The following is a 24,410-nucleotide window of genomic DNA, read 5'->3' as shown; positions in this document are numbered from 1 at the left end:
ATATTAACATTATTCTTTTTCTTAATAACCTTCAATTTTTTATACTTATCTTTTCTCCCATATTTAATTTTTTAATAGCTTCTTTTGTATCATTTAAAGCACTTTCATCTATTTTAATCCAATAATCTTTATTCGGCATCGTTCCATCACATATACAAAAACTTAAATTCTTATTAGATTTTTTCTTTACTATACCTTTAATATTTGCTCGAAATTCTTTTTCTTGATGTTCGAATATCTCCTTTATTGTAAAAAACTCTGTTTATTCCTCTCAATGCGATATTTATATAGACCATCCTTTCTTAAAACTGTATAATTATATGCCACATGTTCTCTATTTTTAAACTTTTTAAGTCCTTTTGAAAGTAAAAATTCGATTAATTCAGGCTTTTTAACTTCCATTATATAAGTAGAAAAGCATGCACAATTTATTTTATCTCTATCTTCCCATATAGGAATGCAAGGTGAGAAAATATTATATATTCCTTCATTAACTAATTTGTTTCTGATTTTTTTAAAACTTATACATTCAAACTCGCTACCTGGTTCAATGATAATTAAGGATCCATCGTCGTTTAAATTATCCCTTAAATTTTTTAATAATTTAAAGGCATCAAAATCTTTTTCATGCTCAAAATGGTTTATGAAATTGCTCATGCTGATAATATCATATTTAAAATCTTTTTTATTATAGAATCATCCTTTACATTTGCTACTAAACTATTAACTTGAACTCTTAAATTTTTAGGCAATAAAACCTTACTTATTAAATAATTAGCGTAATCTATGAATTTTTTTGCGAATCAATTAAATGAAAACAAATAACAAATTCCTTATCTTTTAAATTCTCAGCAATTATTTTATAAAATTCAATAATCCCTAAAGGCAGAGTAGCAGGACCTGTTCCAACATCCAATACCTTTATTTTATTTTTCAATTCTCCAACTATAAGCAAATCAACAAGAGGCTGCCAAACTTTATACATATTATTAGGCAAATAATACCAAATATACGTTATATACTTATCAGAATAATCGGTTTTAGAAGGAACCTTATACAAATTATCTATAATATTAATAACCTTTTAATAAATTTATCTTCTATTAACTCCAAGTCATTAAGATCATTGTATTTTCTTTTAAAGCCACCTTCTTCAAAAATCAAATCAACAATTGCATTTTGTATATAAAAAGGAACTTCCTTATCTTCATCCTTAATGTAAAATATTCTTCTAAGGTCATCCTTTTCAACATGTATTTTATCGTCTAATAATATCATCTATCCCCACCCCTTTTATACCACTCTTTTTCTTATATTAAGATATACAGCCAAATCTAATGTGTCTAAAATATATTTTTGATTCCTTATCTTTGTATTTATCCCTATATTTTTCTAACAAATTTATAGCCTTGTCATATTGACCAATAGTTATATAAAGCCTAGCAAACCTTTCTTCTATAAAATCCCTTTGCATAGATTTATTTTCTTTCCAATTTAATTTCAATGATAATTCATAACATTTTTGGATTTATTTATATATGAATTCAGCTTATCTATATCTTTACAATTTATGTCTATCAAATACCAATAAATCATAAAATACAAAAGCCCTAATCTATATAGCAAATCAATCGCTTCAATTTTCCAATTATCATATGTCTTCATTATATCTTCATGAGTAATTTTATCTATAACTTCATTTATATCTTGTTCATATTGATCCTTAAAACATTCTTCTAAATACTCTTTTGCATAACATAGTCCTTGTTTAGGATCGATATGGTTTTTAGAAAACAAATTTGTGTTTAACAAATTACCTTGTAATCTCCTTTTAACATTACTCCAGAAAGATTTTAAAGCTTCTTGATAAAATTTGGATATATTGTATAGCGAATTTATATATTCATATTTACATCTTTTCTTCTCATCTTCCGATAGTTCTCTCCATAAATTTATAACTTTTCTCAAATAGTCTATACCTTCCATTTGTCTTTTAAAGACTTCATCAGTATCTACCACAATTTTCCCATAGCATTCTAGCATAAGGTATCCTAATCTATACCACTCTTTAATTCTTGTATCATCAAGTTTTAATGCATCTTTAAAATATCTTTCAGCTTTATTAAAATAAGTAAGAAGATCCTCGGTTGATTCTAATTTAAACTTTCTATTATTAATAGCATCTTGTAAATAATGATAATTAATATAAGCTATGTTAGACAAATATCTCGCCTTATTCTCCTTATCAATTTCAATACACCTTTTAAATATAAATTCAGCTTCTTCCCTTAACTTTTTCTTTTCTTTAAGTATTTTTTCCTTCTTTTTTATATTATTTAAACACTCCTTATCAGCATCACTTAAGTATGATAATTTTGATATAGCAAACCCTATCATAGATAAAATTTCATGATTATTCCAATATTTGCTTCTATCTATATTTTCAATTGGCTTAAATTTGTTATATATTCCTTCCCAATTATTTTGAGCAAACATACTTCCTATATCATCTTCATCTTTTTCAAATCATTTTTATTCATATTATTTAAAACAGCTAGCCAGCCATTATTATCAAGTAAAATAATATTAGGCATAAATTCTTCTTTTTTATTTTACCTTCGCTTATTAAGTAATAATATAGTGATTTAGAAAATAAAGTAGAGTTAAAATATTCTTCATTTTTTAACACAATATTATATCTTATACTTATCCCGTTTGTAGAAATAGCGATATTGTTAACAATAATGGAATATACCTTGCTATCCATATTTTTACCATTATAAAAGGCAAAAGCACGTTTAATATCTTTGGCTGCTAATTTTTGAATCCCTGGAAATTTAGATAACACAATCTCTGTATTTTTTGATTTAAATAAAATTGGCCTGATTTTAAGTCATGAAATGGGGAACTTTTAATATTAAATACATAAATCTTCACTTCCTCAAATAAAGTTTCAATTATATCATACTAAAAATAATATTCATATTTTTTGCACTATTTACAAGAAGAATAAAAGTCGCCAAATGGCGACTTTTATTTGCCTGCAAGTCTTCTTGCCCATCCAAACACATATTTTAATTCAGTCAAGCTTAAATTTTGTAACCTTGGATTTGCTATTTGATAATCACTATATTTCCTTACCATAATATGATTTTCAATAAAATCCTTCAAACCTTGTTTTACCTGCTTCCCTCCACCTAAAATAGATATATTTTTGTCATCCTTCAAAAGACTTAGCAGCTTCAAAAATTTCTGTTTTCTTTCTGTTTCATCTTCTGAGCTGTTTTCTGCTATTTCTATAAGATTTAATATATGGTCAAAAAATTAGAATATTGCTTTCTTTGGGTGAAACTCACCATGGATTCTGCTTCCTTTAATAATTTTTTCTTATCCATCCAACCACCAACCTTAATAAGTTCTTATGTTACCATTCTGTGTCCAATCTGAAACTCTTTTAGCATTGTTATAACTTAATATAGTCTTCAGCCTATCTATGTTTTTTCTAATATTAGCATCGGATTCATTATAGTATTGATTGGCATATTTTTTATATTTGTCTTGTTCATCGGAGTCTCTGACCAAAAATTTAACACTCCCATAATATGCAGGTTTCCCGTATCCTATTTTAGGTTGAATATCGCCGTTAAGTCCTAAAGAATAACAAAGTAGCTTTAATTGCTTTTGAGTTAAACCATTATAATAAACCTCTCCTTCAAATTCAGCGCCTTCCTTTGCAAATTCAAAAATATTGTGCCTTTTTCGCAAATTGATGAAATTCCATGATAATAAAATTTATATCCTTTATATTTTCCGTTTAACAAATATAACTTTTCTTCAATATGAGGTGCATATAAATTAGGCAATCCAATGATATCCATACTCCCTTTTGTCATTTTAAAATCACTAAATATTACTTTGCTTTTCCTGCCCATACTTCCAAATGTCTTGCATATTATACAATCCTTCAAACGATCATTTGTCTTACCATCTGGTAATTTATTATATCGAACCTGTTTACCCGGTTGATAACAGCTATAGGATATTGCTTCTGCTATGCTTCTTACACATCCCTTTATACTGCTTCCCGGAATAGTAACCTCACCGTTTATCCTTAAAAATTTTTGTAAATCTTTCCATTATGTTCATCTATTTTACCCGAAGATATATGAACCGGGGTCAAAACCTTAATTTTTAATTTTATTATACCCTCTAAGTTTCCATCTTCGTTATACGGCTTATAATCCAAAAAGGGAACAAAACTATATGGCTTGCTCATTCAAATCGCCCTTTCTTAATTCATTATCATTTAACTGGATATTCCTTAAAAGTCCATCCAATTCATCTAAACTATTTATTTCTCTTTCTATATAAAATCCTTTATCCGCATAATTATTGTTTGATAATCCTTTATTATAATACCTTAATTTAATGTTAAATTCCTTAACTTCCATACGTCCAAATCCCTTTGAAGTTAATCCTCCAAAAGTTACAAAGCCATTATTAATATCCTTAAACACCTCAACAAGTGTTTTTATATGCCATTTAAAAAAGTTTTGCAGCCTTATTTCCCCTTTAAACTCCGCATCCTCTACATATTCCATGTTAAATAAAGCTCCTTGTTTTGCCGCACCAGATATCCTTTCTATAGCAACCGAAGTCCTTGAACCTATAAAGTATTTTCCAACAGGATAAGCATCCGAAAATAACACCCTGCTTTTCAAAGCCGTAGAACCAAACATTTTGCAGGCAGGACAGCTTAATTTATACCTTTCGTTTCCATTCTTATTTTTCATGTCACTTTGGTTTAAACAAGCTCCTGAAAACAAGTTACAGCTATTAGGCAGTAATTTTTCTGCCCTCGACCTAAAAACTCCCTTAATACTAGTTCCAGGCATAAATGGAATTACTTGTCCATCTTTATGAACAGTTATGAAAGTATTATCCTCTTTAGTAGGATCTAATCCTTCCTCCTTGCCTGACCTTATAAAAAGAGGACTTTTAGTCTTTAAAGTATAAGTTATAATCGCTTCATTATATATCTTTTTAAACATTTTGCCACCTCATTTCCTCAGAAGGTCCGTTTAAAAGATATTTCTTTAAATTTTTATCCGTTATTTTATAAACCTTATAATCCTTAAGCTGAACATCCCCAAGTCCTGCTGAAGTTTTTCCGCCTATTTTAATCTCACCCTTTGCTAAAAGGTTTATAATTAACTTTAAAATATCCTCATACGCTTCTTCTAAATTGTCTATCGTCATATAAAAGTTAAATTTTGAACCGGGTGATACATATTCAAAATCATATTTTTTCCCATCCGCTGCTGTTAATGTATCCCTATCGATTGCAACGCCATCCCTTTTACCTGTATAAATTTTTTCAATTGGGACCGCATCGCTTATATGAATTTTAGATGCAAAATACTTAGAACCAAATATTTTACATACTGTGCACATATTATCATAGATTTTTTCTGCAAAATCCTTTTCATTCTTTGAATCCTTTTTAAGTGCTTCCAATTTTTTATCGCTTAAACATTCCTCATTTACAATAAAACAAGAACTAAACCTTTCGTCATATCCGCTGTTTAAAATCCTTTCTATATAAGACCTTAAAACTCCCTTAAGGGAACTTCCCGGTATATAAGGTTCACCATTTTTATATCTTACAACGCTGTTGTCAACAGCATTGGGGGTAAACTCATCCTCCCTCCTCCGATATGTAAAGGAGTGTTATTTACCAAAATCCCTGTAACTATATATTTATTCACAAATTTATCGTGCAACATCTAATCATCCCCTTTTTGAGTTATTATTCTTTTTCTTAACCCTCTAACCCTCTTTTTAACCAATACAAATATCCAAAGAAAAGACTTATATTTTTAATGGCTTCCTTGTCATCCTTTGATACATTTTTTATTTCTCTAATTTTATTTATTATAAAATCTCCAAATTTTTGCTTTGAATTTGGCAAAGTTTTTTCCCATCCATTTCCCTTACCGGTCTTATACTTTATAAAAAGCTCTATCTCCTCATAACAATCAGCATTTAAAACCATCGCCGATAAGCTTTTAATATTTGTACTTCCAATATCTTTATTATTTAAAAAATTTGTCTTTCTTACTTCTTCCACCTTCTGAAGAATTTGCTTTTTTCCATCACCTTACACCTCCACAATAAACCTCATATTTGCCAAAACCGTTATTGTTTTCTAAACCAAAAATGGATTTTTGAAAAAATCATCATAAATTTTGTCTAAATCATTATTAGTCTTCAAAACAAAAACACTTCCCTTTAAAACATGTATAATTGCCCTTTCCCTTTTGTCTTCTTTATTTTGAGATGTGTCATAACCTCTATAATTTATAGTTTCTAAATACGCCACATCTATATCGTAATCGCTGCCAATATTTAATAGATCCTTCCACAAATTTTTATATTCCTCCGTTGAATAATATTTATCATTTATTTCAAAATCCAGCTTACAGTCCGAAACTAACTTTAATGCAAAATAAGTTTTATCTTCTTTTTTATTTTTATACCTTTCATTAAACCTTTTAATTTTCATTTTTACATTTTCCTTATTATCCTTTTCCTTTTCTTCACCTATTGAAAGCTTTGCCATTCCAAAACCCGAAGATATATAACTTCCAACCCTTATATTTTCAAATAGCTTTAGCTCTTCCTTTGTAATGCCATCAATATAGCCTTCAAATTTACATTCTAAAGAATCATTAACCCTTTTCGTTGCAACAATAGGAATCAAAGAAAACAAATTTCCTTCCTTTGCTGTTTTTGTATAGGTATTAATTGCAGTCCTTGTAAAAACCTTTTTATAGGGCCTAAATATTTTGTTATCCCTTACAAGCCCGGATATAAACTCAACCCTATTATTTCCCTCTGGACATAATTTGCATTTGGCTTCATCCGTCAAAACATCTACAAACCTATGTTCATCATTATTTTTGCATTTCATCGCTGTCAATGGAAGCACATCAGTTCCAGTTGGATAGAAAAATGAAAACTTTATATCTTTAAACTTTTTGCAAACGGATAAAAAATCACAGTTTTTGCATCCATTTCCATTTCTAAAATAAACCCAATTTCTTTTTGCTGGCCTTCAACTTCAACAATATCATTCTTAAATTCTTTACAATTGTTTAAAATCGTTCTTGCAAAAGCTGCCCGCATAACATCCCCTGCAATGTAATCTGCCCCTTCTATGTAATTGCTCGAGAGCTTTTTAGTCCCGACTAACAAAGGCGATAAAAATTCAGCAATAATTCTCATGCCTTCACCTCCCTTATATCCACTTTACATCTTCCGCATCCCCTACTTTTGAGCCTCCAATAAAATCAATCATTTTGAAGGCCATAATAAGTTCTTCCAAATCTATTTCTTCATCAATATAGGCCTCAACTTTACCCTTATATATTCCAATATCTGCGGTCTCAAAGGAATATAACGCTTTATCCTTCGATACTTTTCTAAATCTGTCTATAGCAACTCCATATCTAACATTAGTTCCTTTTTCTTCTTCGGGAAGTAGATCAGTGAAATAAATTTTTGAAGGACAATAGCCTTTACTTCCAAAGAGTCTACTAACCAATTCTTCTGCCTTGTCTTCATTTAATTTACTTTTAAGAATCATCAAAAGATTATCCCTAACCTTACCTTTTAAAGTTGAACCTGGGATAAAGGGCTTGTTATTCATTTTTACGGTTGCTTTATCTATCATTTCCCTTCTATGTTACCTGAAGAAATGATAAAAGGAGTCTTTATTTCAATCACAATCTCATAAACCTTCTTAACCATACCAATCACCACCTTACATAATCCCATAACATACAAATATCAGCCCATGGTGAATATACTCCATTAACTAAACCTGTAAAGGTTCTCCCTCTAAACATTTCAGTCACGATTTTGTTTAATTCCTTTATTGTTCTGGCATTTTGATATAGATAAAATAGTTCAAATTCTTCCCTTTCCATAGTCTCAGAAGCATACCTTAGTTTATACAACTGGCTCTTTTGAATGCTTTTCTCCTTCATTTTTCTTATTGCTTCATAATAACTTGCAAGCTCATTTACGTGGCAGGGAATAATCCTTCCTTGATATAATCAAAATCTATAAAGCTGTTTCCCTCTAATATCTTAATATCAACGGTTCCTGCAGGATTTTTTAAATTTTTAGCCTTTTTCTTTGCATTCTTAAGCAAATTTTGTGCGATATCAGACATATTCCCTATAGGGGTATTGAATTTTGCAATGCAAACTCCAATAGACATTGTTATATTATTTTTAAAGCTTCCATCAAATTTTTCTATTATTTTTTTGAAACCTCAAGAGCATAAACAGCAGGCACTATAACAAATATGTCATCCCCACCTAGAGCAATTATTTCAAACCTTATATCATCCTTCATAACTTCTGCAAAGGATTCATAAACTGACTTTTTTGTTATGTAGTCCAATGTCCTGCTAAAATACATCATCTCAAAAGGATTATTTATATTCATAACATAATTACCCATGTTGTTTCCATCACCATAAATAACTGCAACATATCCTCTATCGTCTTTTAAATCTTCCAAAGTCTTAACCGATTTAGCCTCTTTGTTTGTAAAGCTTTTAAACTCATTTGCAAAATTACTCTTATCCTTACCAACTCTATTTTTTCTTAAGCATGAAGGACATACAGGAACTTGTCCATCAGGCGAACTTATTAAATATTTAGCATCTCTTATTGCACAAAGATCACATACCACACCATTTTCCCTTAAAGTATTTGCCTTAAGACTAATCTTATTGCCGTTTATATTTAGCTCCTCTAGTTGGCTATCAGGATTTATAGGATAAATTTTTATTTTTTTCTCCATTCCAACTTTCTGTTTAATTCTCCCGATATTCTTTTATAATCATAAAAAATGTGTTCAAATCGGTAGTTTCCCATTCAAAGGCATTCATAGCAGTAAGAGCAATATTGGTATACTCTTCTTCAAGCCTTTTACAAACATCCTTGCCTTTACCTTCAGGTAAAACAATATATACATTGCCTCCTCCTGCATAAATTACGCATTCCTCTATAAATTTTTCACCTACAATATTTAAAGTAACATCTATGTTAAGATACTCTATTATTTCACTTGCCCCTCTTATATCTTTTATCTTTTTATTCTCTAAGAAATATTTCTTTATCTTATATATAGAACCTTTGATCACATCGATTTTTATATCTTTAAAAAGCTGACTTTGGATGCCATTTAAGCCGTCTATAATAAATTTTTTATATCATCCGCTTCATCTGAGAAAAAGCTCATATAAGCCTTTTTCTATCAAAATTTGATTTATCCATCGTCTTTAAATAAGAAATTAAAACATATATCTTAGCCGCATCGGCAACAGAAGGCTTATTCTCTTTATATTCTTTTCGTTCCATACTACGTCTTCGTAACTTTTAAGATGATAATAAATATTTTTTAAATCCGAAAAATCATTTATCCTTTTATACGAATCATCAATCTTTGCAGGATAAAAAGCCATATTATTTCTACCTCCTAAAAAGCAAATATTTAATCAATCATCGTCTTCAAAATAAAGTTTTTCAAAACATGTATAATTTGACTTAAATATTCCCTTATTACCAAGTTCCCTCATATACTCATCATGGTCAGGGACAATTTCACATACCCATGGAATTTCTCCTTTAAGATAATAAAATATTCTTTCACTTGTAGCAGGCATCTTAAACACCTTACAATCCGTAATAGAAGTATCAAAATTAGTGTGGATATAATTATTTCTTATATCTTCCTTCAATAATTTTTTAAGAAGTGATAATATTTTTTCTCTATCTGTTCTATCCGAAATACGATTTAAGAATTTCATAGCCTGCTTTGATAAATAAATGAATTCCTTATCATTAACCGCTCTATATTTTCTATATAACATTAACCCAATCCCTGACAGCGTTACATACCCACCATCATGTATTAATAATGAATTAAAATCTCCCTTATTGCAAAATCAATTCCTTGAAAAAACTCTTCCTCCTTTAAAGCACCTTCTTTACATAGTCGATCAAATCTTTCTTCATTTTCTTTTATCAAATCATAATTGAATTCTAAAGGTATTGGAGGAAGTTCTATCAAATTATCGGTGTTTTCAAATATGTAGGCAATTTTTTGTTGTAAATCATGCCTAAAATAGTCAAATATGGGACAACACCTTTGTATCCTCCAGTTGGATTAAATATTATTTCTGCATAGGGATTTTGTTCGATGATTTCAAGAATTTTTTCGATGAGATTTTTGATTCCTTCCCGTTCGAACTTTACCGAATCGTTTACCACAAGATTTGTAATAGATAAGACTTTAGATGTTGCATTAAATGTAACTTCGAAGTATTCAGAAAGTATGTCTCCTGCAAGCCTTGATTCCCTTGTATCTGTAACTATGAAGTATAGGATATCATCATCTGCTACTCCTATTTTATTTAAGCTCTTTATTTCAGCAGATATCTTATCTTTATCTTGTTGACTTTTAATGATGCTCCAAACATAACTTTTTATCTTTTCTTCTTTTTCATCATTTTGAGTATAACTTCTATAAAGCTCTTGAAAATTTTTATCTTCTTTCATAATATTTGTAAAAATAGATGTCCCTACAGTAGAAAAGATTATCTTCCCCATAAAAACCACCACCCAATTTTATCCATATATTTATTTTTCTACATAATAACCAAAAATCCTTCTAAAATATCTAAATTTTAACTAAAATATATTTTAAACAAAATATAATTCATATTATTTTGCACCATTTAATAAGTTATAAAAGCTCTCTATTGTGTTGATCATATCACTGCCAAGCCTTTTATAAGCCTCCATCTTTAAATCTTCAGATATAGAACCGTAATATGCCTCTGCTATTCCTCCTGTTATGCAAGCAATAGTATCGCTATCTCCTCCTATTGAAATTGCATTTCTTATAGCATCTTCAAAATCTTCAGATTCAAGAAATGCCCTTATAGCCTGAGGAACTGACCCTTGACAGCTAACATCAAACCTATACCATGTTCTAAGGCTATCTAAAGGTTCATCCAAATAATAATTAAATCTTTTTCTATTTCCTCTTTAATTTTTTCCTTTGTTGCACCTTTTCTTGCCAAAAATATAGCCAAAGCTGTAGCCTGAGCTCCTTTAATTCCTTCAGGATGGTTATGGGTAACTTTTGCACTTTCTTGAGCCATTTTTAAGACATCTTCTTCACTGTCATAATAAAATCCTACTGGACTAACTCTCATAGCTGAACCATTTCCAAAGCTGTTATAAGGTTTAAATCCATCTGATAATCCCCAACTTATAAATTTACTTCCATAACCCGCATCGGGATATTTTCTAAACCATTCCTTATATGTAACATCGAAGGGCTTTTTATTTAATAATGCATCCATAGTAGCAACTGTTAGAACAGTATCATCTGTAAAATGCGAATATTGATTAAAAAGCTTAAAGTCCTTTGTCTTCTTATTATGGAATTCAAATCTCGAACCTACAATATCACCAATAATAGCTCCCAGCACAAAACCATCTCCTCTTAAAAAATAAAAAATCCCTCATAGGTAGGCTAAGAACGAAAACACTTGCGAATGTGGTGGACAACTTATAGAGGGGTTTCAATCCCTCATAGGTAGGCTAAGAACATTTGCATTGTCATAAATGGATTAGGTTCTTCAAGCAAGTTTCAATCCCTCATAGGTAGGCTAAGAACTAGGGAAAATTATCGATGAAAAGGAGAAGAGAAAGGTTTCAATCCCTCATAGGTAGGCTAAGAACCGAAAGGACAAAAAAGTTTATGCTCAACATTTAGGTTTCAATCCCTCATAGGTAGGCTAAGAACCAATACTTCCAAATGGCACATCATGTAAATTTGGTAGTTTCAATCCCTCATAGGTAGGCTAAGAACCTTAAAATAGCCAATTTTCTTTTATCCATGATTGATAGTTTCAATCCCTCATAGGTAGGCTAAGAACGCAAAAGCCCGTAAAGTTCGTTTCTTGAAATCGAGTTTCAATCCCTCATAGGTAGGCTAAGAACATTTATACAATTTGAAGGAGCATATTTAGAAAAACAAGTTTCAATCCCTCATAGGTAGGCTAAGAACCAAATTTTTATTCTCAGGATTTAATGCTGCTTCAATGTTTCAATCCCTCATAGGTAGGCTAAGAACCTTTTGAAGGAGGTGTAAAATATGGAAGGATTAACTATGTTTCAATCCCTCATAGGTAGGCTAAGAACCCCGTTCAATGCTTATTATAACTGGGTTTGAAAATTTTGTCAATTTTGAATTTTTTGTTAACAAAATCTTCAAACCCTTGAGAATGCTCATTTTCTTTTGTCGTCGATCCCCAGCACTTTTTGCAGGATTGGAGGTCGACGACAAATTCAAAAATCCTCCTAACTATGAAAAATACAAACTTTGTAAAGGCATAATCATAAAAACGAAAACCACAGGAAATTCAGTTAAAAACAAAAGCCCCAAAGGGCCTATTTATCTGATATTATTTTTTAAAATTATCATATAAATTTTTAATCTCCCTCTTAAAATCGCTAATCTTTTTTACATTGTCAGTATATCCAAAATGGTTTAAATCATTTCTTATTCCCTTTATACTTTGATAAAAATCTGCAAAATCTTTATCGATTTTATCGACCAATTCGGCTATCTTTTCTTCATACTCCTTATCAATCTTCCAAGTGTCCCTTGGTCTATTTAAAGCCTTTATATTAAGAGCTTTTGCAACTATCTCCTCTCTGTGAATAGAATTAGTTTCATCCAATCCAAATCTTTGGCAAACATATGTAATAGCAGCTTCATCTAATGCAGTATAAGCTTGTTCAATCAAATCATTTTCTATGCACCATCCAACAGTTGCAATGCCTATGTGTAAATTGTCCCGCGAGTCAAAGTTCTTTGTCCTTTTCTCTATTTTATCAAATAAAGGAAGTAGCATTTGTAAAGGTCCCTTTGAGCATCTATCCTTAACATCCATCAAATTGTTTTTCATATTTTGATATGCTGAATAAATTGACTTTTCCGCTCCAAAACCTTCTATGAATTTTCCTCTACAAGTTAAAATCGCGCTTGTGAAATTGTTTAATGAATTAGCAAAATTCCTTACTGCTATTGCATCAGGATCCCTTTGAATCAACTTTTCCCTTAAGCTTATATTTGCAACATCGCTTATATGCTTTGCATTGCCGTATTTCAAAAATGCATTAACTGCATAGGACCATTCAAGTATTGAATCGAAATTAGTAAGATCAAAAACAGGCACTATAAATTCCGAATCCCTGTTTTTGTTAAGTTCAAATGCCCCATAATATATTCCTAATATTTTTATATCCTTAACAACCTTTGCATAGTTTAAAACAGTTAGAGCAAGCATTGGTAAAGATCTAAATCCGTGGGTTATATCAAATATTACCTCGTCCCCTTCTTCTATTTCATCGAATATGCATCTAAAAATCTGCCATATTTCCTCTTCATTCTTTCCTTCTGGTATATCTTTGTCCAAAATTGTAAAGCCATATCCTTCATCCTTTAAAGATTCTAATTTGGTCTTTAATCTTCTTGTTGATATTAGCTCGTTATTCCAATTTAATTTTCTTGCATCCTCCGTTAAAAATATAATCACCTTATCTTCCTTATCCCAATCCTTACAAAAATACCTTGTTAAAAATTCCTGAATATATGATGTTTTAAATGTAAAATCCCCAAGTTATATATGGTTTCTTGGTAATCGTTTGTTCCAAGAATGCTAATAAACTTTTTACCCATAAAACCACCCCTAAACTCGATATTACCAAATATTTGTATATTTGTGAATATATTTTATTAATTTTTAAAAATATCGTAACCTTCTTTAAGAAGGCTATAGATTAAAAAAGCATTGTTATATTGGAAACAAAGGGAATACTAAGTAATATGCTAAAGATTAAAAAATTGGTAAGCCTATACCCTAAAATAGTTTTTAAACTATTTTTTAATTCTTCAAAGGATATTTTTTGTTTTTATAATCTAAAAACAAAGGATATATCTGAAACAACGTATACCAAAACAAGCCTTTGGGAATATAATCTGTTAAATCTTTATCCCCATAATCTTTTATTCTTTCTATTTCCCTTTTAACTGTTTTGGTTATTTCTTCATTTGACATACCAGTAGTATCTATATGTAGCCTTTCTGCCACTTCTTTAGTTGAAGCAATTCTTATATCAGGATATTTTACCATTGCTTCTTTTATATAGTTTATATCATCCGTCGCCTTAAGTTGAAGATATTCAACTTCTCCTGTTTTTGTATTGTAAAGAATAACATCAGAACCTGGGTGATTTGTTTCAGTAAAAAGCTTTGCAAAGTAGTGGTCTTTATCTTTATTTTCAAATTCAACAAATTTTATCTCATGATAAACCCCCTTTAGGTTGTTTATAAACCCCTTAAGCTGTGCATCGTCTAAGCTGTTTATATACCTCCCAATATCTTCTACTGATGAATCCTTAAGATCAGGATAAGCCCTCCTTATAGCTTCCAAAGGTCCTTTGTATCAAAGGTATATTGAAAATCATCCTTTGATTTTAATAAGGATATAAAAATTGGCTTAAGGTGATCATCCTTTACTTTGCCGTAAATATTTTTTATATGTTTTGATAAGTTACTTATCTTTGTTTTCATTTTTTAATTCACTCCCTATCCTTTTCCCTCCTCCAATTCTCTTTTGTATATAACTTGAAGTTGTTTTTTATTTATAGGATTTCCCGATCTTTTTGGACAAAATAAAAGTCCGCAACCTTTCCTATAGCATAACAAGCACCATATACTAACGGAATGGTAAAAATCCTCCTAAGAAGGGAATGAAGGTTTTATAGGCAAATATTATTCCCGACTTTGCTAAATATCCAAGTCCTACAACACCTAAAATCTCCTTTAATATATCTAATGCTCTATCCCTTGAAATTTGAAATCCTCTTATATTCCCTATCTTCATAACCATGGCAACTTCGATGGTTGTTAATATAGGAAAATCAGCGATAGGAATAGGTTGAAGAGCTATTCCTGCACATAGAGCAGAACAAAACTTTATAACCCTTTCGACCCTTTTATCCTCCAAGTATTCCTTTTTATCTCATCGTTTATCCTTTCTAGAACTTCATCAATATTCAAAAACCACTCCTTAAAGCAAAAATCACAAAAGATCAAAAAACTTTTTGCTCATAATCTTCCTTTTCTTTTACATCATGCCATCCAACAAGAGATGGGGAATTAGGATCATGCTCCCTTCTTTTCTTATCCACCAAAGCTTCGGACATATTTGCATAGCAATAGATGCACTTATGGGGGCAGGTGTCAAAAACTCCTATATCTTTACTTGCAACGCAGCCACATTCCTTTCTTTGTCCCGTATCCTTCTTTTTGTAACATCTATGTTAAACACCTTTTTAATATATTCGTCATCTACACATTTGCCATGTAAAACCCCTTCTTCTTCAAGGTCTACAACCTCTGCACAGCTATAAATTTCCATATCATGAGCCTTTGCTAAACTCGCCAAAGATTTAATAAATTCCCTAAACTCTGGATGATTAAAAGGATTTTCAAATACATTTATTCCTGCCTTTTTAACCTTCTCGATGCCCCTCTATAATCGTCAAAGATACTTATAACTACCCTATTGGTATATCCTGATAAATCCTTGACTATCCTACTAAAGCTATTCAAGTGAAATTCAAATGGAGTGATATCAGATAATATAATCGGATCATACCTTAATATTACCTTTTCTTTTCCTATCCTATCGGATAGCTCTTTAAAAGTTTTTATTCTTTCTTCAAAAGGAGGTAAATTAGGTTCAAAAACCTTTGAATAGTTGTTTAGTGTATATTGAAAATAATATTTATATCCTAATCTATCGATCTCATCCAAATGCTTCATTAAAGGTTTTGGATTTTTGTCCAAAAACTATAACGTCGACATCCTCCCTTTTAAGGGATACCTTGTTTATTTGATTTGCATTAAAGGGGTTAACAAATGTTGCATAACCCCTTCTGATTCTTTCCATAAACCATTCTGAATAAAAGGCAGGAATATCCGTCCTTCTGCTGGCGCTAATTATCATAATATTTCACTCCTCAAATAAGCAATTCAATTAACTTAACTTTATTATATCTTAATAAAATTTAATTTAAAATCAATAATGAGTATCTATAAACACTAATGCATATATGATGTAAACTAAGGCTTTAAGCGCCTTGGTTTACTATAATTACAGCGCTTTTAACTGCTGCCTTATAGCATATGCTGCATAATATGTTGTAAACATAGTGAACACATGCTGCTCTTATTAGAGCTTCCTTTGACACCTTGTATGCTTCAAACTCTGCTCTTCTTGTTTCTATAAATATCTTGTTTACATATCTTTCTGCATATTTATCTACAAATTCAACCTTCCCTTTGTTGCAGAATAATATTTTTTCAATTTCCTTTATTAATCCGCTGTTTTGTATTCTTGATAAGTATTCAATTAGATTAAGTATCTTTTTATCCCCTGAATATGAATAAACGCTGCTTTTGCTAAGGATTATTGATTTTAGCTCTAAATTAACGTTGTCTAATCCCTTGCGTTCAGATTTTAATTCCAAAGCATCGATTATTTCATCCAGTGCAGTGGTGCTATCTATGCTACTTAATCTTGTTAGAAAATCTATAAATACCCTATAGCTTTTTAGCCCTATTGAGTTTTTGTCAAGATAAAGGGGATTTATCGGTATTTGAAAAATTTTTTGATTAACTTTATCATAGCTATTGAAATTCTTGGTGCCGCTAAGATATGTCATCTTCTCCTTAAGAACTGCCTTTATAGTGTTATCGATGCTACATTGTAAATTTTTCTTTCTGCTTAATCTGTCAACCATAGCAAGGATTTTTTCATCATCTTTTTGGAAATTAAACTCTCCAAAATCTCAACCTCTGCCTTTCTAAGATTGAAAACTGAGATGACATCGCTTTTAACATTTTGCCATGAGAGCAATTGGAATCTTACCTTCATAAAACAAAACCTCCTATAGATTATTTTCTAAAAATGGGCACACTTATAGCGTAAACCCACTTTAAATTTCAAAATCTATAGGAGAGTGCTTTTAATTTATATTTTGTTACATCTATATTTTAACAATTGTTATATTTATTGTCAATAACATAGAGCTTTAAATTAACAGTGAAACAAGAAAAATATTAGCAATAATATTAGAAATAAGCACCCTCCGTATCCATCATCATTTTTATTTTGTGTTTGTTGTTTAACTGTCGGTTCGGTTTGATTGTATTGATAATTACTTTTAAAGGATTGTTGATTTTGCTCTTCCTTTTCTTTAATTCCTTTTATTGTAGCCAATATAGTATTCAATTCTTTACTGTATTTTTCATATACGTCATTATAATAAGTCTTAAGAATTTCTATATTTCTTGTTATCCTTCCGACACCAATACCATATAATTTGACAACTATATTATTAAATACATTTCTACTATCTTGTTCTTCTGCCATAAGTCTATATTCGTGTAAATAGATAAGAAGATCTTTAAATTCTATATCTAATTTTCTATCCCTGTATAGGCTGTCTAAATCCCTTAAAATATCAACATAATCCCACGCAGTTTCTTCATACTTCATTATCTCATCTTCATCTTCATCATTTTCTTCATTTAAATAATTATATAGCCATATATAATAATACATAGCCCTTATGTTTTTGTCTCATTAGATTCATTGATAAAGGATATAATTTTGGAATTAACATATTCATCAGCCTCGTAGTATATGTTAGCTATATAATCTACAACATTCACATCTCGGTGTGTCATCCTATAGTTAATCAATATATTTATGAGTATAAAAGCTATATCAATTTGTTCTACTACATCTAAGCAATCATCCTGTAGAGCATCTTCAAGAATATCTATTGCCTTATCAAGCCAGTTTAACCTTACATAGCATGAAGCCATCAATACATAGCATATAGCAAAGCGAACATCACCATCCATTAATTTTTGTAAAATAACTGATGCCCTTTCAAATTCATTTTCATCCATAAGTTTAATTGCTTCCTCAATTTTCTTTTTAGCTTCCTCTTGATATCCACTTGTATCATAAGCCCTTCGAAGCTTTTCATTGGATAAAACTTCGTATGCTTCCCTTATTAACTTGAAATTTTCAGGATCCTTTTCCGGCGAGTGGATTCTAACTTTTTTAAAATAAGCCTTTTTATCTCATCTTGGGTGGCATTTTGTTGTATACCTAAAATTTGATAATAATCCTTCATTTATAACACCTCACAACCAAAACTTATCACAAAATTAATTATAAGCATTTATAAATTCATATTTTTTGCATCATTGTATAGATTTTTTATTTAAAAACAAAAATGCCAATAGGTTTGATACCTATTGGCTCCAGCCTATAAGCTGGTATGCTAAGCACCATTGCCTAGCACTGTATTTTAAATGATCATAATTATCTCTCCTTTCTTAATGCAAAGGCTATGCTCAAGCCTTTATGCTGAACTAAAAGTTCAGCCAGGTAGCAACCAAAGATTGCTACCTTAACATAAGGCATTAAAAAGCCTTATGTTATGTGCGAAAAATTCGCACATAAAGTCAAATTGACTTTCCCCACAAATGCCCTTCTCCAGTAAATCACCTCTCTTCTTGATCCAATTATAAAACATTACCCATTCATATTTTTCTGCATAATCGAACAATTCTATTAATCCCTTCAATCAGGTCAAGGTCATTTCTACATTAAAGGAGGTGAAAACATGGCCATAATGCCAATGAAGGTGATAATCCCTTCAATCAGGTCAAGGTCATTTCTACTAAGACGATTTTGTTTAAGCCGGCGCTTGATGATAGAGTGATAATCCCTTCAATCAGGTCAAGGTCATTTCTACTAGGCCAAACTGCGTCTATGGCGCGTCAAGTGAAGGTGTGATAATCCCTTCAATCAGGTCAAGGTCATTTCTACTTCAAGAAGAACTTTCAAGGGGATTTGTCTCCGCAGGTGATAATCCCTTCAATCAGGTCAAGGTCATTTCTACCCCCAATAATAAAAGCTGTTATAGATATTATAGAAAGAAGGGTGATAATCCCTTCAATCAGGTCAAGGTCATTTCTACTTCAGGTTAGCCCATGCGTAAATTGCTAAGACAGGTGAGCAGTGATAATCCCTTCAATCAGGTCAAGGTCATTTCTACGCTTTATATCAGCCATTGGACATGCTGACACAGCAGCGGTTGTGGTGATAATCCCTTCAATCAGGTCAAGGTCATTTCTACGTTGAGGAGGCTGTCTCCGCAATGGAAAGCATGGTGGCTCGTGATAATCCCTTCAATCAGGTCAAGGTCATTTCTACAAACATGGGACAACATTGATGTTGCAATAGCAACATCAGGTGATAATCCCTTCAATCAGGTCAAGGTCATTTCTACCAAACGGACAACCATTTGAAGCCATGATAGACGACTTTAGATTGTGATAATCCCTTCAATCAGGTCAAGGTCATTTCTACGGCACCCCTTGTGAGGTATTGAAAAATCTAGCCTGAGAATGTGGTTTTTGAAAACCTATTTAAAATCGCTTTTTTAGCTGTTAAAATAAGTTTTATACATGGATTGTATATTAAAAAAATTACCTCTTAAACTTTGATTTTTCTGCGATGTAGAGGTTTTCAAAAACCCCTATGTATAAAAAGTGATTGGGGGTTTTTGATTGATTTTCCTATGTATAATTATAACAATATCTCGTCTAAAATTCCACATTATTCAAAATTTTATATCAATAATCCATTTACTTTCTTCATTTTCTCTTATTCTTTTTAATTTTCCAATATCAATATTTACTTCGTCTTTGCCTAAAATATTAAACAAAACATTTAGCTTTCTCTCTAAATGAGTTATCTTTTTGTCTAATTCTTCCCTTTGGGATTTTAATTTTAATACTTCATCAACTACTTCTTTTATAGAAAGTTCAACAGATGTTTTAAAAAACTCTGCATTATCAGAATAAAGAATTGGGCTTGAATAAACACCCTCTGGTATTTCAAATTTACAGCAGCATTCTGATATTATATCATTATCCTTCATATATTCCCTGATTTTCTTACAAGATATTGGCCTTTCGGGTGCTTTGTTAATAAATTTCTCTGTGATGTTAAAACTATAATTATCCATTTGGCTCATCAAAAATGGATAAAGTCCTTCCCTTTTTCTATGTAATTAAATACATATAAAAGTAAAAGCCTTTCAAAATGAGTCAAATGCTTTTTTCTTATACCGTTTTCCAGCAAATATTTTATTACTTTACAATTTACCGCTATTTTATAAGCTTCATTGTAATTTTGCCTTAAATTTTCAAAGAAAACATTGTCATCGGCATAACTATAATATTCATTTAATTTTATATCTTTAAGGCTGCTAATTTCTAAAAATTCCGTCCTTTTACAAGTTTCAGGGTGCAATCCTAACGGCAATTTAATTACATTTTCTGTATCAACTATAATATTTTCTTTAGGTTTTATTTCAATATTCACATCCTTATAATTCACATTTTCTAATACCTCTTTTGCTATTTTTTCTAATAAATTTATTTTTATAGTTTCTTTAAAGAAAGTCCAAACATGATAACCCTTTTTACCGCTAAATTCGATATATGATTCGTATCCCTTATGCATCAATTCCCTTTTTATTTCTTTAGCAACATTAAAAGCTTTTGCACATCATTTATACAGTCAATATCAAAAACAAGCTTATTGCTAGTTCCATTTTCGCAGTCTAATCTTACAGCAAGAGTTATTAGTCCATTAAAATGTTTCTTTACTAATGCATCATCTATCTCTCCGTTTATTTTTGGTAATCTTTATTACCATTTTTAGTTACAAAATATACGCTCTTTCTCCCTGAAAACAGTTTAATAAATTCTCTTATATACTTGTTTTTGTTTTCTATTTGCCTTATGAGTTCTTCAAATTCCTCAATTAAATAAAATTTGTTTTCTTCTACTAATTTTTCTATAATTTCATCCTTGTTATTAAAAAGTATATATTGAAAAGCCAATTTATGTTTTTCACCAAGCTGAACTTCTATTTTTTCTTTAATCTTTCTATCACATTATCATTTAATAATTCTTTGTTAAGTTCACTTAACACCGAAATAAACTTTTCTTCATCTTTATTTTTTACTGCATCTAACAAAGCAATTAAATCGTTATTATCAATTAAATTATTATAATAACCTGGAATATTTAGGTTTTTGCTTGCAAGTTCCCTCATTTTATCATCATCTACCCTTACCTTTTTAAAATTTATTATAATTCCCAAAAACTTTACACTATCTCCCTTAGCACCTAAAATAGTTTTTGTTTCATTTAAGTTTAGACCTAATTCTTTTAGTTTGTTAACAATTTCATCGTGTATATTAGCATTGCTAAAAAATATCATGTCGTCACAAAACCTTAGATATCGTATTTTTTTATTTTTATAAAAATAATTATCAAATTCTTCAAGATAAACATTAGATAGAATAGGACTTAAGGGGCTTCCTAAAGGTAATCCTTTAAAATCAGCTATTTTGTTATCTTCGATTATTAATTTTTCTAATTCTTTAAAAAATTTAACATCATTTACCCTTTTTCTAAGTAAATTCAAAAGTTTTTCTATATTTATTGAAGGAAAAAATCCTTTATGTCACATTTGAAAAAATAATCGTATTGATTTATATATTCCTTGGCTAATATTATTGCATCTTTAGCAGATCTGCCTTTAATAAATGAAAATACGCAAGGTGGAAAGATAAAATATTTTTCTAACTTTTCTTTTAATTCTTTTCTTAATCTAAGTTCATCATCTTCATAAACTACTACCTCGCGGAATTTATTTTTGTTCTTTATCATATACTTTTTCATATTATCATTTCCCTATTAGAATTTTTGACTCTTTTATCAAAAACGATTTTCCTATTAAAGCACCCTTCACATAATAAAAATATATAAATACTTCTTGTAATGTCATCTATATTTGCCGATGTATAGGCATATCTTAAGTAATTTCTATAAAAGGCTTCTATTTTTTGAGCATATCTTTATATATCTTTTCATCAAGTTCAAATTGATAAACGCTATATTGTATTCTTGTGCAATAGTTGGATAGTATCCTGCTTAATTTGTTTCTATACCTATCTATACTAATATCATAGGATATGATCCCTTTAATCATTTTAACACCACAGGCATATATTCTTCACCTCGTATAAAATAATTTTTAAGAAGACTAATTTGATTTTTTATTAAAGGTTTTACCTTTTCCATTTCATTATTAAATTTTAATATGTATTTTTTAATGAATTCTCTTTAAGGAAAACACCATCCTCATCAAAATAAAAGTCTAATTTTGTTATCTCTTTTCTGTTTAAAAGTTTAATAACAAATAGATCACAAAAATACTGTCTAAATTCTTCAAGTAAATCTAATGGCAAAGATTGTCTACCATATTTTATACTATGTAAAAAGCCAACATAGCTATCTAAGCCATTTCTTTCAACCTGAGAAATTATTTCATTAAGAACCATCGTATATGTTAAACTCAATAAGCTATTCACTTCATCCTTAGGTGGTCTTCTGTTTCTGCCATCAAAGTTATAATCCTTGGGAATTATATTCTTTAAATCTTCAAAATAATATTTGCTTGCTAATCCTTCTATACCTAATAGTTCTTCATTATCTTTTGCTCTTTCAACATTTAACATTAATCCTTCCAATCTTTCATCATAGATTTTATATCGCTTTAATAAATTTTGTTGATTAACAATTTTCCCTTTTATAAATATCTTTGCTAATTTTAATCTTCTTTCTTTATCACGCCAACACTCATACTGTGCAAATCTTAAATAAACATTTTTGATATATTGGGGTATACTTTTCCCTTTAGTCTCCCTTTTGTCGATAAAAATAAAACATCAATATTGTTTTCAAAGGCTAAAGCAAGAGCTTGAGATGTTATTTGTTGATTGCCGAACAATAATATTTTGTCCACCTTGTAAGTAGGAACAGAAAATATTTTGATCCCGCCCTTTGTTACCAAAAATTGTTCATCAAATTTTTTATAACACACCCCTGCTCAACAACATAAAGATCCTCCAAACTTTCACCTCCTCTAGGTCAATTTTATAATTTTGCACATTCATATTTTTTGCACAAAAAATAGCAGCAAAAGCTGCTCAATCCCTTCAATCAGGTCAAGGTCATTTCTACATCCAGAAATAGCCTTGAAGTTCTCTCCTATTAGGAGGTGATAATCCCTTCAATCAGGTCAAGGTCATTTCTACTTAGTTTACTTAATTCAAAACAAGAAATATCTCGATTTAATGTGATAATCCCTTCAATCAGGTCAAGGTCATTTCTACCAAAAGAATATATTGCAAAAAGAATATTAAATGAACTTGTGATAATCCCTTCAATCAGGTCAAGGTCATTTCTACTTGGCACGACAACAACGACGACTAGTCACATACATATCTGGTGTGATAATCCCTTCAATCAGGTCAAGGTCATTTCTACTAAAGAAAATTTATATAGAACAACAAAAGAACAAATTTGAGTGATAATCCCTTCAATCAGGTCAAGGTCATTTCTACGCAAATAAAATATTTGCAGCTAAAAAGAAGGCTATGATCCTAGTGATAATCCCTTCAATCAGGTCAAGGTCATTTCTACTGATTGAATGGATAAATCAATTTGGTTCACAGTATTTAGTGATAATCCCTTCAATCAGGTCAAGGTCATTTCTACGCATCTGGTAAGCCAACGACAACCAGGACAACACAGAATGGGCAGTGATAATCCCTTCAATCAGGTCAAGGTCATTTCTACGGTTAGGAGTTATTTGCAGGGCTAGGGACTGTCTCGAGAATGTGATAATCCCTTCAATCAGGTCAAGGTCATTTCTACTTTGTTAATCTTTACATGAAAGGGGTGAAGATGCTATCCTGTGATAATCCCTTCAATCAGGTCAAGGTCATTTCTACGGCATCCCTTGGGAGGCATTGAAAAATCTAGCCTGAGAATGTGGTTTTTGAAAACCTATTTAAAATCGCTTTTTTAGCTGTTAAAATAAGTTTTATACACAGATTGTATATTGAAAAAATTGCCTCCCAAGCTTTGATTTTTCTGCGATGTAGTGGTTTTCAAAAACCCCTATGTATAAAAAGTGATTGGGGGTTTTTGATTACTTTTGCCTAGATTTATTATAACAAATAATTTTAACAAATTCCATATATTACTAACAAAAACATGTCTTTTCAATTTTTAGT

37 protein-coding genes, 6 pseudogenes and 3 CRISPR repeat arrays are annotated in these 24,410 nt (G+C 30.4%); all 43 genes and pseudogenes read right to left on the bottom strand.

The window, feature by feature from the left end:
* Nucleotides 1-243: 243 nt before the first annotated feature.
* The gene (locus PWK10_RS16505; protein ID WP_274766793.1) at nucleotides 244-657 is read right to left on the bottom strand and encodes a hypothetical protein; all 414 of its coding nucleotides are present in this window, start codon (nucleotides 655-657) and stop codon (nucleotides 244-246) included.
* 127 nt (nucleotides 658-784) lie between these two features.
* A complete protein-coding gene (locus PWK10_RS16500) occupies nucleotides 785-1,060 on the bottom strand; it encodes a hypothetical protein (RefSeq protein ID WP_274766792.1) in 276 nt (91 codons plus the stop codon).
* Nucleotides 1,061-1,065: 5 nt separating this feature from the next.
* Entirely contained in the window at nucleotides 1,066-1,278 is a 213-nt protein-coding gene (locus PWK10_RS16495; RefSeq protein WP_274766791.1) for a hypothetical protein, read from the bottom strand.
* 37 nt (nucleotides 1,279-1,315) lie between these two features.
* A complete protein-coding gene (locus PWK10_RS16490) occupies nucleotides 1,316-1,474 on the bottom strand; it encodes a tetratricopeptide repeat protein (protein ID WP_274766790.1) in 159 nt (52 codons plus the stop codon).
* A 26-nt stretch (nucleotides 1,475-1,500) separates the two neighbouring features.
* On the bottom strand, nucleotides 1,501-2,496 hold the full coding sequence (locus PWK10_RS16485) for a hypothetical protein (RefSeq protein WP_274766789.1): 996 nt from the start codon (nucleotides 2,494-2,496) through the stop codon (nucleotides 1,501-1,503).
* A gap of 537 nt (nucleotides 2,497-3,033) precedes the next feature.
* Complete coding sequence (locus PWK10_RS16480; protein WP_274766788.1) at nucleotides 3,034-3,228, bottom strand: hypothetical protein; 195 nt, start codon at nucleotides 3,226-3,228, stop codon at nucleotides 3,034-3,036.
* 180 nt (nucleotides 3,229-3,408) lie between these two features.
* Complete coding sequence (locus PWK10_RS16475; RefSeq protein ID WP_274766787.1) at nucleotides 3,409-3,765, bottom strand: hypothetical protein; 357 nt, start codon at nucleotides 3,763-3,765, stop codon at nucleotides 3,409-3,411.
* Complete coding sequence (locus PWK10_RS16470) at nucleotides 3,687-4,076, bottom strand: RAMP superfamily CRISPR-associated protein (RefSeq protein WP_274768342.1); 390 nt, start codon at nucleotides 4,074-4,076, stop codon at nucleotides 3,687-3,689. Before PWK10_RS16470 ends, PWK10_RS16475 begins: the two co-directional genes overlap by 79 nt.
* A gap of 35 nt (nucleotides 4,077-4,111) precedes the next feature.
* The gene (locus PWK10_RS16465; protein ID WP_274766786.1) at nucleotides 4,112-4,276 is read right to left on the bottom strand and encodes a hypothetical protein; all 165 of its coding nucleotides are present in this window, start codon (nucleotides 4,274-4,276) and stop codon (nucleotides 4,112-4,114) included.
* Nucleotides 4,260-5,051 carry a type III CRISPR-associated RAMP protein Csx7 gene (gene csx7 / locus PWK10_RS16460; RefSeq protein ID WP_274766785.1) on the bottom strand — a complete coding sequence of 264 codons (792 nt, stop codon included), beginning with the start codon at nucleotides 5,049-5,051 and terminating at the stop codon, nucleotides 4,260-4,262. The genes PWK10_RS16465 and csx7 (PWK10_RS16460) overlap by 17 nt, the downstream gene beginning before the upstream one ends.
* Complete coding sequence (gene csx7 / locus PWK10_RS16455) at nucleotides 5,044-5,640, bottom strand: type III CRISPR-associated RAMP protein Csx7 (RefSeq protein ID WP_274768341.1); 597 nt, start codon at nucleotides 5,638-5,640, stop codon at nucleotides 5,044-5,046. Before csx7 (PWK10_RS16455) ends, csx7 (PWK10_RS16460) begins: the two co-directional genes overlap by 8 nt.
* Before the next feature lie 181 nt (nucleotides 5,641-5,821).
* Nucleotides 5,822-6,130, bottom strand: coding sequence for a hypothetical protein (locus PWK10_RS16450; RefSeq protein ID WP_274766784.1), 309 nt, complete (start codon nucleotides 6,128-6,130; stop codon nucleotides 5,822-5,824).
* Between the two features lie 78 nt (nucleotides 6,131-6,208).
* Nucleotides 6,209-6,991 carry a hypothetical protein gene (locus PWK10_RS16445; protein WP_274766783.1) on the bottom strand — a complete coding sequence of 261 codons (783 nt, stop codon included), beginning with the start codon at nucleotides 6,989-6,991 and terminating at the stop codon, nucleotides 6,209-6,211.
* Between the two features lie 32 nt (nucleotides 6,992-7,023).
* Complete coding sequence (locus PWK10_RS16440; protein ID WP_274766782.1) at nucleotides 7,024-7,287, bottom strand: hypothetical protein; 264 nt, start codon at nucleotides 7,285-7,287, stop codon at nucleotides 7,024-7,026.
* Between the two features lie 13 nt (nucleotides 7,288-7,300).
* The gene (locus tag PWK10_RS16435) at nucleotides 7,301-7,735 is read right to left on the bottom strand and encodes an RAMP superfamily CRISPR-associated protein (RefSeq protein WP_274766781.1); all 435 of its coding nucleotides are present in this window, start codon (nucleotides 7,733-7,735) and stop codon (nucleotides 7,301-7,303) included.
* An 82-nt stretch (nucleotides 7,736-7,817) separates the two neighbouring features.
* Nucleotides 7,818-8,051: a hypothetical protein gene (locus PWK10_RS16430; RefSeq protein WP_274766780.1), complete on the bottom strand. Its 234-nt coding sequence runs from the start codon at nucleotides 8,049-8,051 to the stop codon at nucleotides 7,818-7,820.
* Between the two features lie 35 nt (nucleotides 8,052-8,086).
* Nucleotides 8,087-8,239, bottom strand: coding sequence for a hypothetical protein (locus PWK10_RS16425; protein ID WP_274766779.1), 153 nt, complete (start codon nucleotides 8,237-8,239; stop codon nucleotides 8,087-8,089).
* Between the two features lie 6 nt (nucleotides 8,240-8,245).
* Nucleotides 8,246-8,517: pseudogene (locus PWK10_RS20190) on the bottom strand (Cas10/Cmr2 second palm domain-containing protein); the annotation flags it as partial.
* A 373-nt stretch (nucleotides 8,518-8,890) separates the two neighbouring features.
* Nucleotides 8,891-9,220 (bottom strand): hypothetical protein, encoded by a 330-nt coding sequence (locus PWK10_RS16415; RefSeq protein ID WP_274766777.1) that lies wholly within the window; start codon nucleotides 9,218-9,220, stop codon nucleotides 8,891-8,893.
* A 150-nt stretch (nucleotides 9,221-9,370) separates the two neighbouring features.
* On the bottom strand, nucleotides 9,371-9,541 hold the full coding sequence (locus PWK10_RS16410) for a hypothetical protein (protein ID WP_274766776.1): 171 nt from the start codon (nucleotides 9,539-9,541) through the stop codon (nucleotides 9,371-9,373).
* 33 nt (nucleotides 9,542-9,574) lie between these two features.
* Nucleotides 9,575-9,949, bottom strand: coding sequence for a hypothetical protein (locus PWK10_RS16405; protein WP_274766775.1), 375 nt, complete (start codon nucleotides 9,947-9,949; stop codon nucleotides 9,575-9,577).
* 41 nt (nucleotides 9,950-9,990) lie between these two features.
* Nucleotides 9,991-10,149 carry a hypothetical protein gene (locus tag PWK10_RS16400; RefSeq protein WP_274766774.1) on the bottom strand — a complete coding sequence of 53 codons (159 nt, stop codon included), beginning with the start codon at nucleotides 10,147-10,149 and terminating at the stop codon, nucleotides 9,991-9,993.
* Entirely contained in the window at nucleotides 10,146-10,688 is a 543-nt protein-coding gene (locus tag PWK10_RS16395) for a hypothetical protein (protein ID WP_274766773.1), read from the bottom strand. The genes PWK10_RS16400 and PWK10_RS16395 overlap by 4 nt, the downstream gene beginning before the upstream one ends.
* A 114-nt stretch (nucleotides 10,689-10,802) precedes the next feature.
* A pseudogene (locus tag PWK10_RS16390) lies at nucleotides 10,803-11,578 on the bottom strand (ADP-ribosylglycohydrolase family protein).
* A gap of 22 nt (nucleotides 11,579-11,600) precedes the next feature.
* Nucleotides 11,601-12,293: direct repeats of the CRISPR family, unit length 30 nt; unit sequence GTTTCAATCCCTCATAGGTAGGCTAAGAAC.
* 263 nt (nucleotides 12,294-12,556) lie between these two features.
* A complete protein-coding gene (gene csx2, locus PWK10_RS16385; protein ID WP_446715395.1) occupies nucleotides 12,557-13,747 on the bottom strand; it encodes a TIGR02221 family CRISPR-associated protein in 1,191 nt (396 codons plus the stop codon).
* Nucleotides 13,748-14,041: 294 nt separating this feature from the next.
* Nucleotides 14,042-14,590 (bottom strand): hypothetical protein, encoded by a 549-nt coding sequence (locus PWK10_RS16380; protein ID WP_274766772.1) that lies wholly within the window; start codon nucleotides 14,588-14,590, stop codon nucleotides 14,042-14,044.
* Nucleotides 14,578-14,730 carry a hypothetical protein gene (locus PWK10_RS16375; protein WP_274766771.1) on the bottom strand — a complete coding sequence of 51 codons (153 nt, stop codon included), beginning with the start codon at nucleotides 14,728-14,730 and terminating at the stop codon, nucleotides 14,578-14,580. The genes PWK10_RS16380 and PWK10_RS16375 overlap by 13 nt, the downstream gene beginning before the upstream one ends.
* Before the next feature lie 145 nt (nucleotides 14,731-14,875).
* Nucleotides 14,876-15,166: a DUF697 domain-containing protein gene (locus PWK10_RS16370; RefSeq protein ID WP_274766770.1), complete on the bottom strand. Its 291-nt coding sequence runs from the start codon at nucleotides 15,164-15,166 to the stop codon at nucleotides 14,876-14,878.
* Between the two features lie 85 nt (nucleotides 15,167-15,251).
* A pseudogene (locus tag PWK10_RS20185) lies at nucleotides 15,252-15,422 on the bottom strand (hypothetical protein); the annotation flags it as partial.
* Nucleotides 15,413-15,664 carry a DUF1848 family protein gene (locus tag PWK10_RS16365; protein WP_446715394.1) on the bottom strand — a complete coding sequence of 84 codons (252 nt, stop codon included), beginning with the start codon at nucleotides 15,662-15,664 and terminating at the stop codon, nucleotides 15,413-15,415. The pseudogene PWK10_RS20185 and the gene PWK10_RS16365, both read right to left, overlap by 10 nt.
* A pseudogene (locus PWK10_RS16360) lies at nucleotides 15,661-16,114 on the bottom strand (DUF1848 family protein). The gene PWK10_RS16365 and the pseudogene PWK10_RS16360 overlap by 4 nt, the downstream one beginning before the upstream one ends.
* Before the next feature lie 181 nt (nucleotides 16,115-16,295).
* On the bottom strand, nucleotides 16,296-16,967 hold the full coding sequence (locus tag PWK10_RS16350) for a hypothetical protein (protein ID WP_274766766.1): 672 nt from the start codon (nucleotides 16,965-16,967) through the stop codon (nucleotides 16,296-16,298).
* Nucleotides 16,952-17,101 carry a hypothetical protein gene (locus PWK10_RS16345; RefSeq protein WP_274766765.1) on the bottom strand — a complete coding sequence of 50 codons (150 nt, stop codon included), beginning with the start codon at nucleotides 17,099-17,101 and terminating at the stop codon, nucleotides 16,952-16,954. The genes PWK10_RS16350 and PWK10_RS16345 overlap by 16 nt, the downstream gene beginning before the upstream one ends.
* Before the next feature lie 162 nt (nucleotides 17,102-17,263).
* The gene (locus PWK10_RS16340) at nucleotides 17,264-17,791 is read right to left on the bottom strand and encodes a hypothetical protein (protein ID WP_274766764.1); all 528 of its coding nucleotides are present in this window, start codon (nucleotides 17,789-17,791) and stop codon (nucleotides 17,264-17,266) included.
* Nucleotides 17,792-17,796: 5 nt separating this feature from the next.
* Nucleotides 17,797-18,144, bottom strand: coding sequence for a hypothetical protein (locus tag PWK10_RS16335; RefSeq protein WP_274766763.1), 348 nt, complete (start codon nucleotides 18,142-18,144; stop codon nucleotides 17,797-17,799).
* A 66-nt stretch (nucleotides 18,145-18,210) separates the two neighbouring features.
* A pseudogene (locus PWK10_RS20180) lies at nucleotides 18,211-18,306 on the bottom strand (hypothetical protein); the annotation flags it as partial.
* Nucleotides 18,307-18,814: 508 nt separating this feature from the next.
* Nucleotides 18,815-19,618: a CRISPR direct-repeat array (repeat unit 37 nt; unit sequence GTGATAATCCCTTCAATCAGGTCAAGGTCATTTCTAC).
* 253 nt (nucleotides 19,619-19,871) lie between these two features.
* Entirely contained in the window at nucleotides 19,872-20,192 is a 321-nt protein-coding gene (locus tag PWK10_RS16330; RefSeq protein WP_274766762.1) for a hypothetical protein, read from the bottom strand.
* A gap of 95 nt (nucleotides 20,193-20,287) precedes the next feature.
* The gene (locus tag PWK10_RS16325; RefSeq protein WP_446715393.1) at nucleotides 20,288-20,794 is read right to left on the bottom strand and encodes a TOTE conflict system archaeo-eukaryotic primase domain-containing protein; all 507 of its coding nucleotides are present in this window, start codon (nucleotides 20,792-20,794) and stop codon (nucleotides 20,288-20,290) included.
* Between the two features lie 154 nt (nucleotides 20,795-20,948).
* The gene (locus PWK10_RS16320) at nucleotides 20,949-21,161 is read right to left on the bottom strand and encodes a hypothetical protein (protein WP_274766760.1); all 213 of its coding nucleotides are present in this window, start codon (nucleotides 21,159-21,161) and stop codon (nucleotides 20,949-20,951) included.
* Nucleotides 21,162-21,187: 26 nt separating this feature from the next.
* Nucleotides 21,188-21,751, bottom strand: coding sequence for a reverse transcriptase domain-containing protein (locus PWK10_RS16315; protein WP_274766759.1), 564 nt, complete (start codon nucleotides 21,749-21,751; stop codon nucleotides 21,188-21,190).
* A gap of 14 nt (nucleotides 21,752-21,765) precedes the next feature.
* Nucleotides 21,766-22,008 (bottom strand): hypothetical protein, encoded by a 243-nt coding sequence (locus tag PWK10_RS16310; protein WP_274766758.1) that lies wholly within the window; start codon nucleotides 22,006-22,008, stop codon nucleotides 21,766-21,768.
* A 157-nt stretch (nucleotides 22,009-22,165) separates the two neighbouring features.
* Nucleotides 22,166-22,318 (bottom strand): CRISPR-associated endonuclease Cas2, encoded by a 153-nt coding sequence (gene cas2 / locus PWK10_RS16305; protein WP_274766757.1) that lies wholly within the window; start codon nucleotides 22,316-22,318, stop codon nucleotides 22,166-22,168.
* 106 nt (nucleotides 22,319-22,424) lie between these two features.
* Nucleotides 22,425-23,212 (bottom strand): annotated as a pseudogene (gene cas1, locus PWK10_RS16300) (CRISPR-associated endonuclease Cas1).
* A gap of 103 nt (nucleotides 23,213-23,315) precedes the next feature.
* A CRISPR array of direct repeats spans nucleotides 23,316-24,125; the repeat unit is 37 nt; unit sequence GTGATAATCCCTTCAATCAGGTCAAGGTCATTTCTAC.
* Nucleotides 24,126-24,410: the final 285 nt, after the last annotated feature.

The sequence above is a fragment of the Caloramator sp. Dgby_cultured_2 genome, from assembly GCF_028872215.1.
Lineage (GTDB): Bacteria > Bacillota > Clostridia > Clostridiales > Caloramatoraceae > Caloramator > Caloramator australicus.
Note: the sequence above shows the minus strand (reverse complement) of the source record. Positions and strands in the feature narration are given on the sequence as shown.

What these genes read in the sequence shown, in the direction of transcription:
- PWK10_RS16505 (WP_274766793.1), bottom strand. Translation starts at nt 657, where the DNA reads ATGAGCAATTTCATAAACCATTTTGAGCATGAAAAAGATTTTGATGCC.
- PWK10_RS16495 (WP_274766791.1), bottom strand. Translation starts at nt 1,278, where the DNA reads ATGATATTATTAGACGATAAAATACATGTTGAAAAGGATGACCTTAGA.
- PWK10_RS16490 (WP_274766790.1), bottom strand. Translation starts at nt 1,474, where the DNA reads ATGCAAAGGGATTTTATAGAAGAAAGGTTTGCTAGGCTTTATATAACT.
- PWK10_RS16485 (WP_274766789.1), bottom strand. Translation starts at nt 2,496, where the DNA reads ATGTTTGCTCAAAATAATTGGGAAGGAATATATAACAAATTTAAGCCA.
- PWK10_RS16465 (WP_274766786.1), bottom strand. Translation starts at nt 4,276, where the DNA reads ATGAGCAAGCCATATAGTTTTGTTCCCTTTTTGGATTATAAGCCGTAT.
- csx7 (WP_274766785.1), bottom strand. Translation starts at nt 5,051, where the DNA reads ATGTTTAAAAAGATATATAATGAAGCGATTATAACTTATACTTTAAAG.
- PWK10_RS16440 (WP_274766782.1), bottom strand. Translation starts at nt 7,287, where the DNA reads ATGAGAATTATTGCTGAATTTTTATCGCCTTTGTTAGTCGGGACTAAA.
- PWK10_RS16435 (WP_274766781.1), bottom strand. Translation starts at nt 7,735, where the DNA reads ATGATAGATAAAGCAACCGTAAAAATGAATAACAAGCCCTTTATCCCA.
- PWK10_RS16430 (WP_274766780.1), bottom strand. Translation starts at nt 8,051, where the DNA reads ATGAAGGAGAAAAGCATTCAAAAGAGCCAGTTGTATAAACTAAGGTAT.
- PWK10_RS16425 (WP_274766779.1), bottom strand. Translation starts at nt 8,239, where the DNA reads ATGTCTGATATCGCACAAAATTTGCTTAAGAATGCAAAGAAAAAGGCT.
- PWK10_RS16410 (WP_274766776.1), bottom strand. Translation starts at nt 9,541, where the DNA reads ATGGCTTTTTATCCTGCAAAGATTGATGATTCGTATAAAAGGATAAAT.
- PWK10_RS16405 (WP_274766775.1), bottom strand. Translation starts at nt 9,949, where the DNA reads ATGTTATATAGAAAATATAGAGCGGTTAATGATAAGGAATTCATTTAT.
- PWK10_RS16395 (WP_274766773.1), bottom strand. Translation starts at nt 10,688, where the DNA reads ATGGGGAAGATAATCTTTTCTACTGTAGGGACATCTATTTTTACAAAT.
- PWK10_RS16375 (WP_274766771.1), bottom strand. Translation starts at nt 14,730, where the DNA reads ATGAAAACAAAGATAAGTAACTTATCAAAACATATAAAAAATATTTAC.
- PWK10_RS16350 (WP_274766766.1), bottom strand. Translation starts at nt 16,967, where the DNA reads ATGGTTGACAGATTAAGCAGAAAGAAAAATTTACAATGTAGCATCGAT.
- PWK10_RS16345 (WP_274766765.1), bottom strand. Translation starts at nt 17,101, where the DNA reads ATGAAGGTAAGATTCCAATTGCTCTCATGGCAAAATGTTAAAAGCGAT.
- PWK10_RS16340 (WP_274766764.1), bottom strand. Translation starts at nt 17,791, where the DNA reads ATGTATTATTATATATGGCTATATAATTATTTAAATGAAGAAAATGAT.
- PWK10_RS16335 (WP_274766763.1), bottom strand. Translation starts at nt 18,144, where the DNA reads ATGGATGAAAATGAATTTGAAAGGGCATCAGTTATTTTACAAAAATTA.
- PWK10_RS16330 (WP_274766762.1), bottom strand. Translation starts at nt 20,192, where the DNA reads ATGAAGGATAATGATATAATATCAGAATGCTGCTGTAAATTTGAAATA.
- PWK10_RS16310 (WP_274766758.1), bottom strand. Translation starts at nt 22,008, where the DNA reads ATGAAAAAGTATATGATAAAGAACAAAAATAAATTCCGCGAGGTAGTA.
- cas2 (WP_274766757.1), bottom strand. Translation starts at nt 22,318, where the DNA reads ATGATTAAAGGGATCATATCCTATGATATTAGTATAGATAGGTATAGA.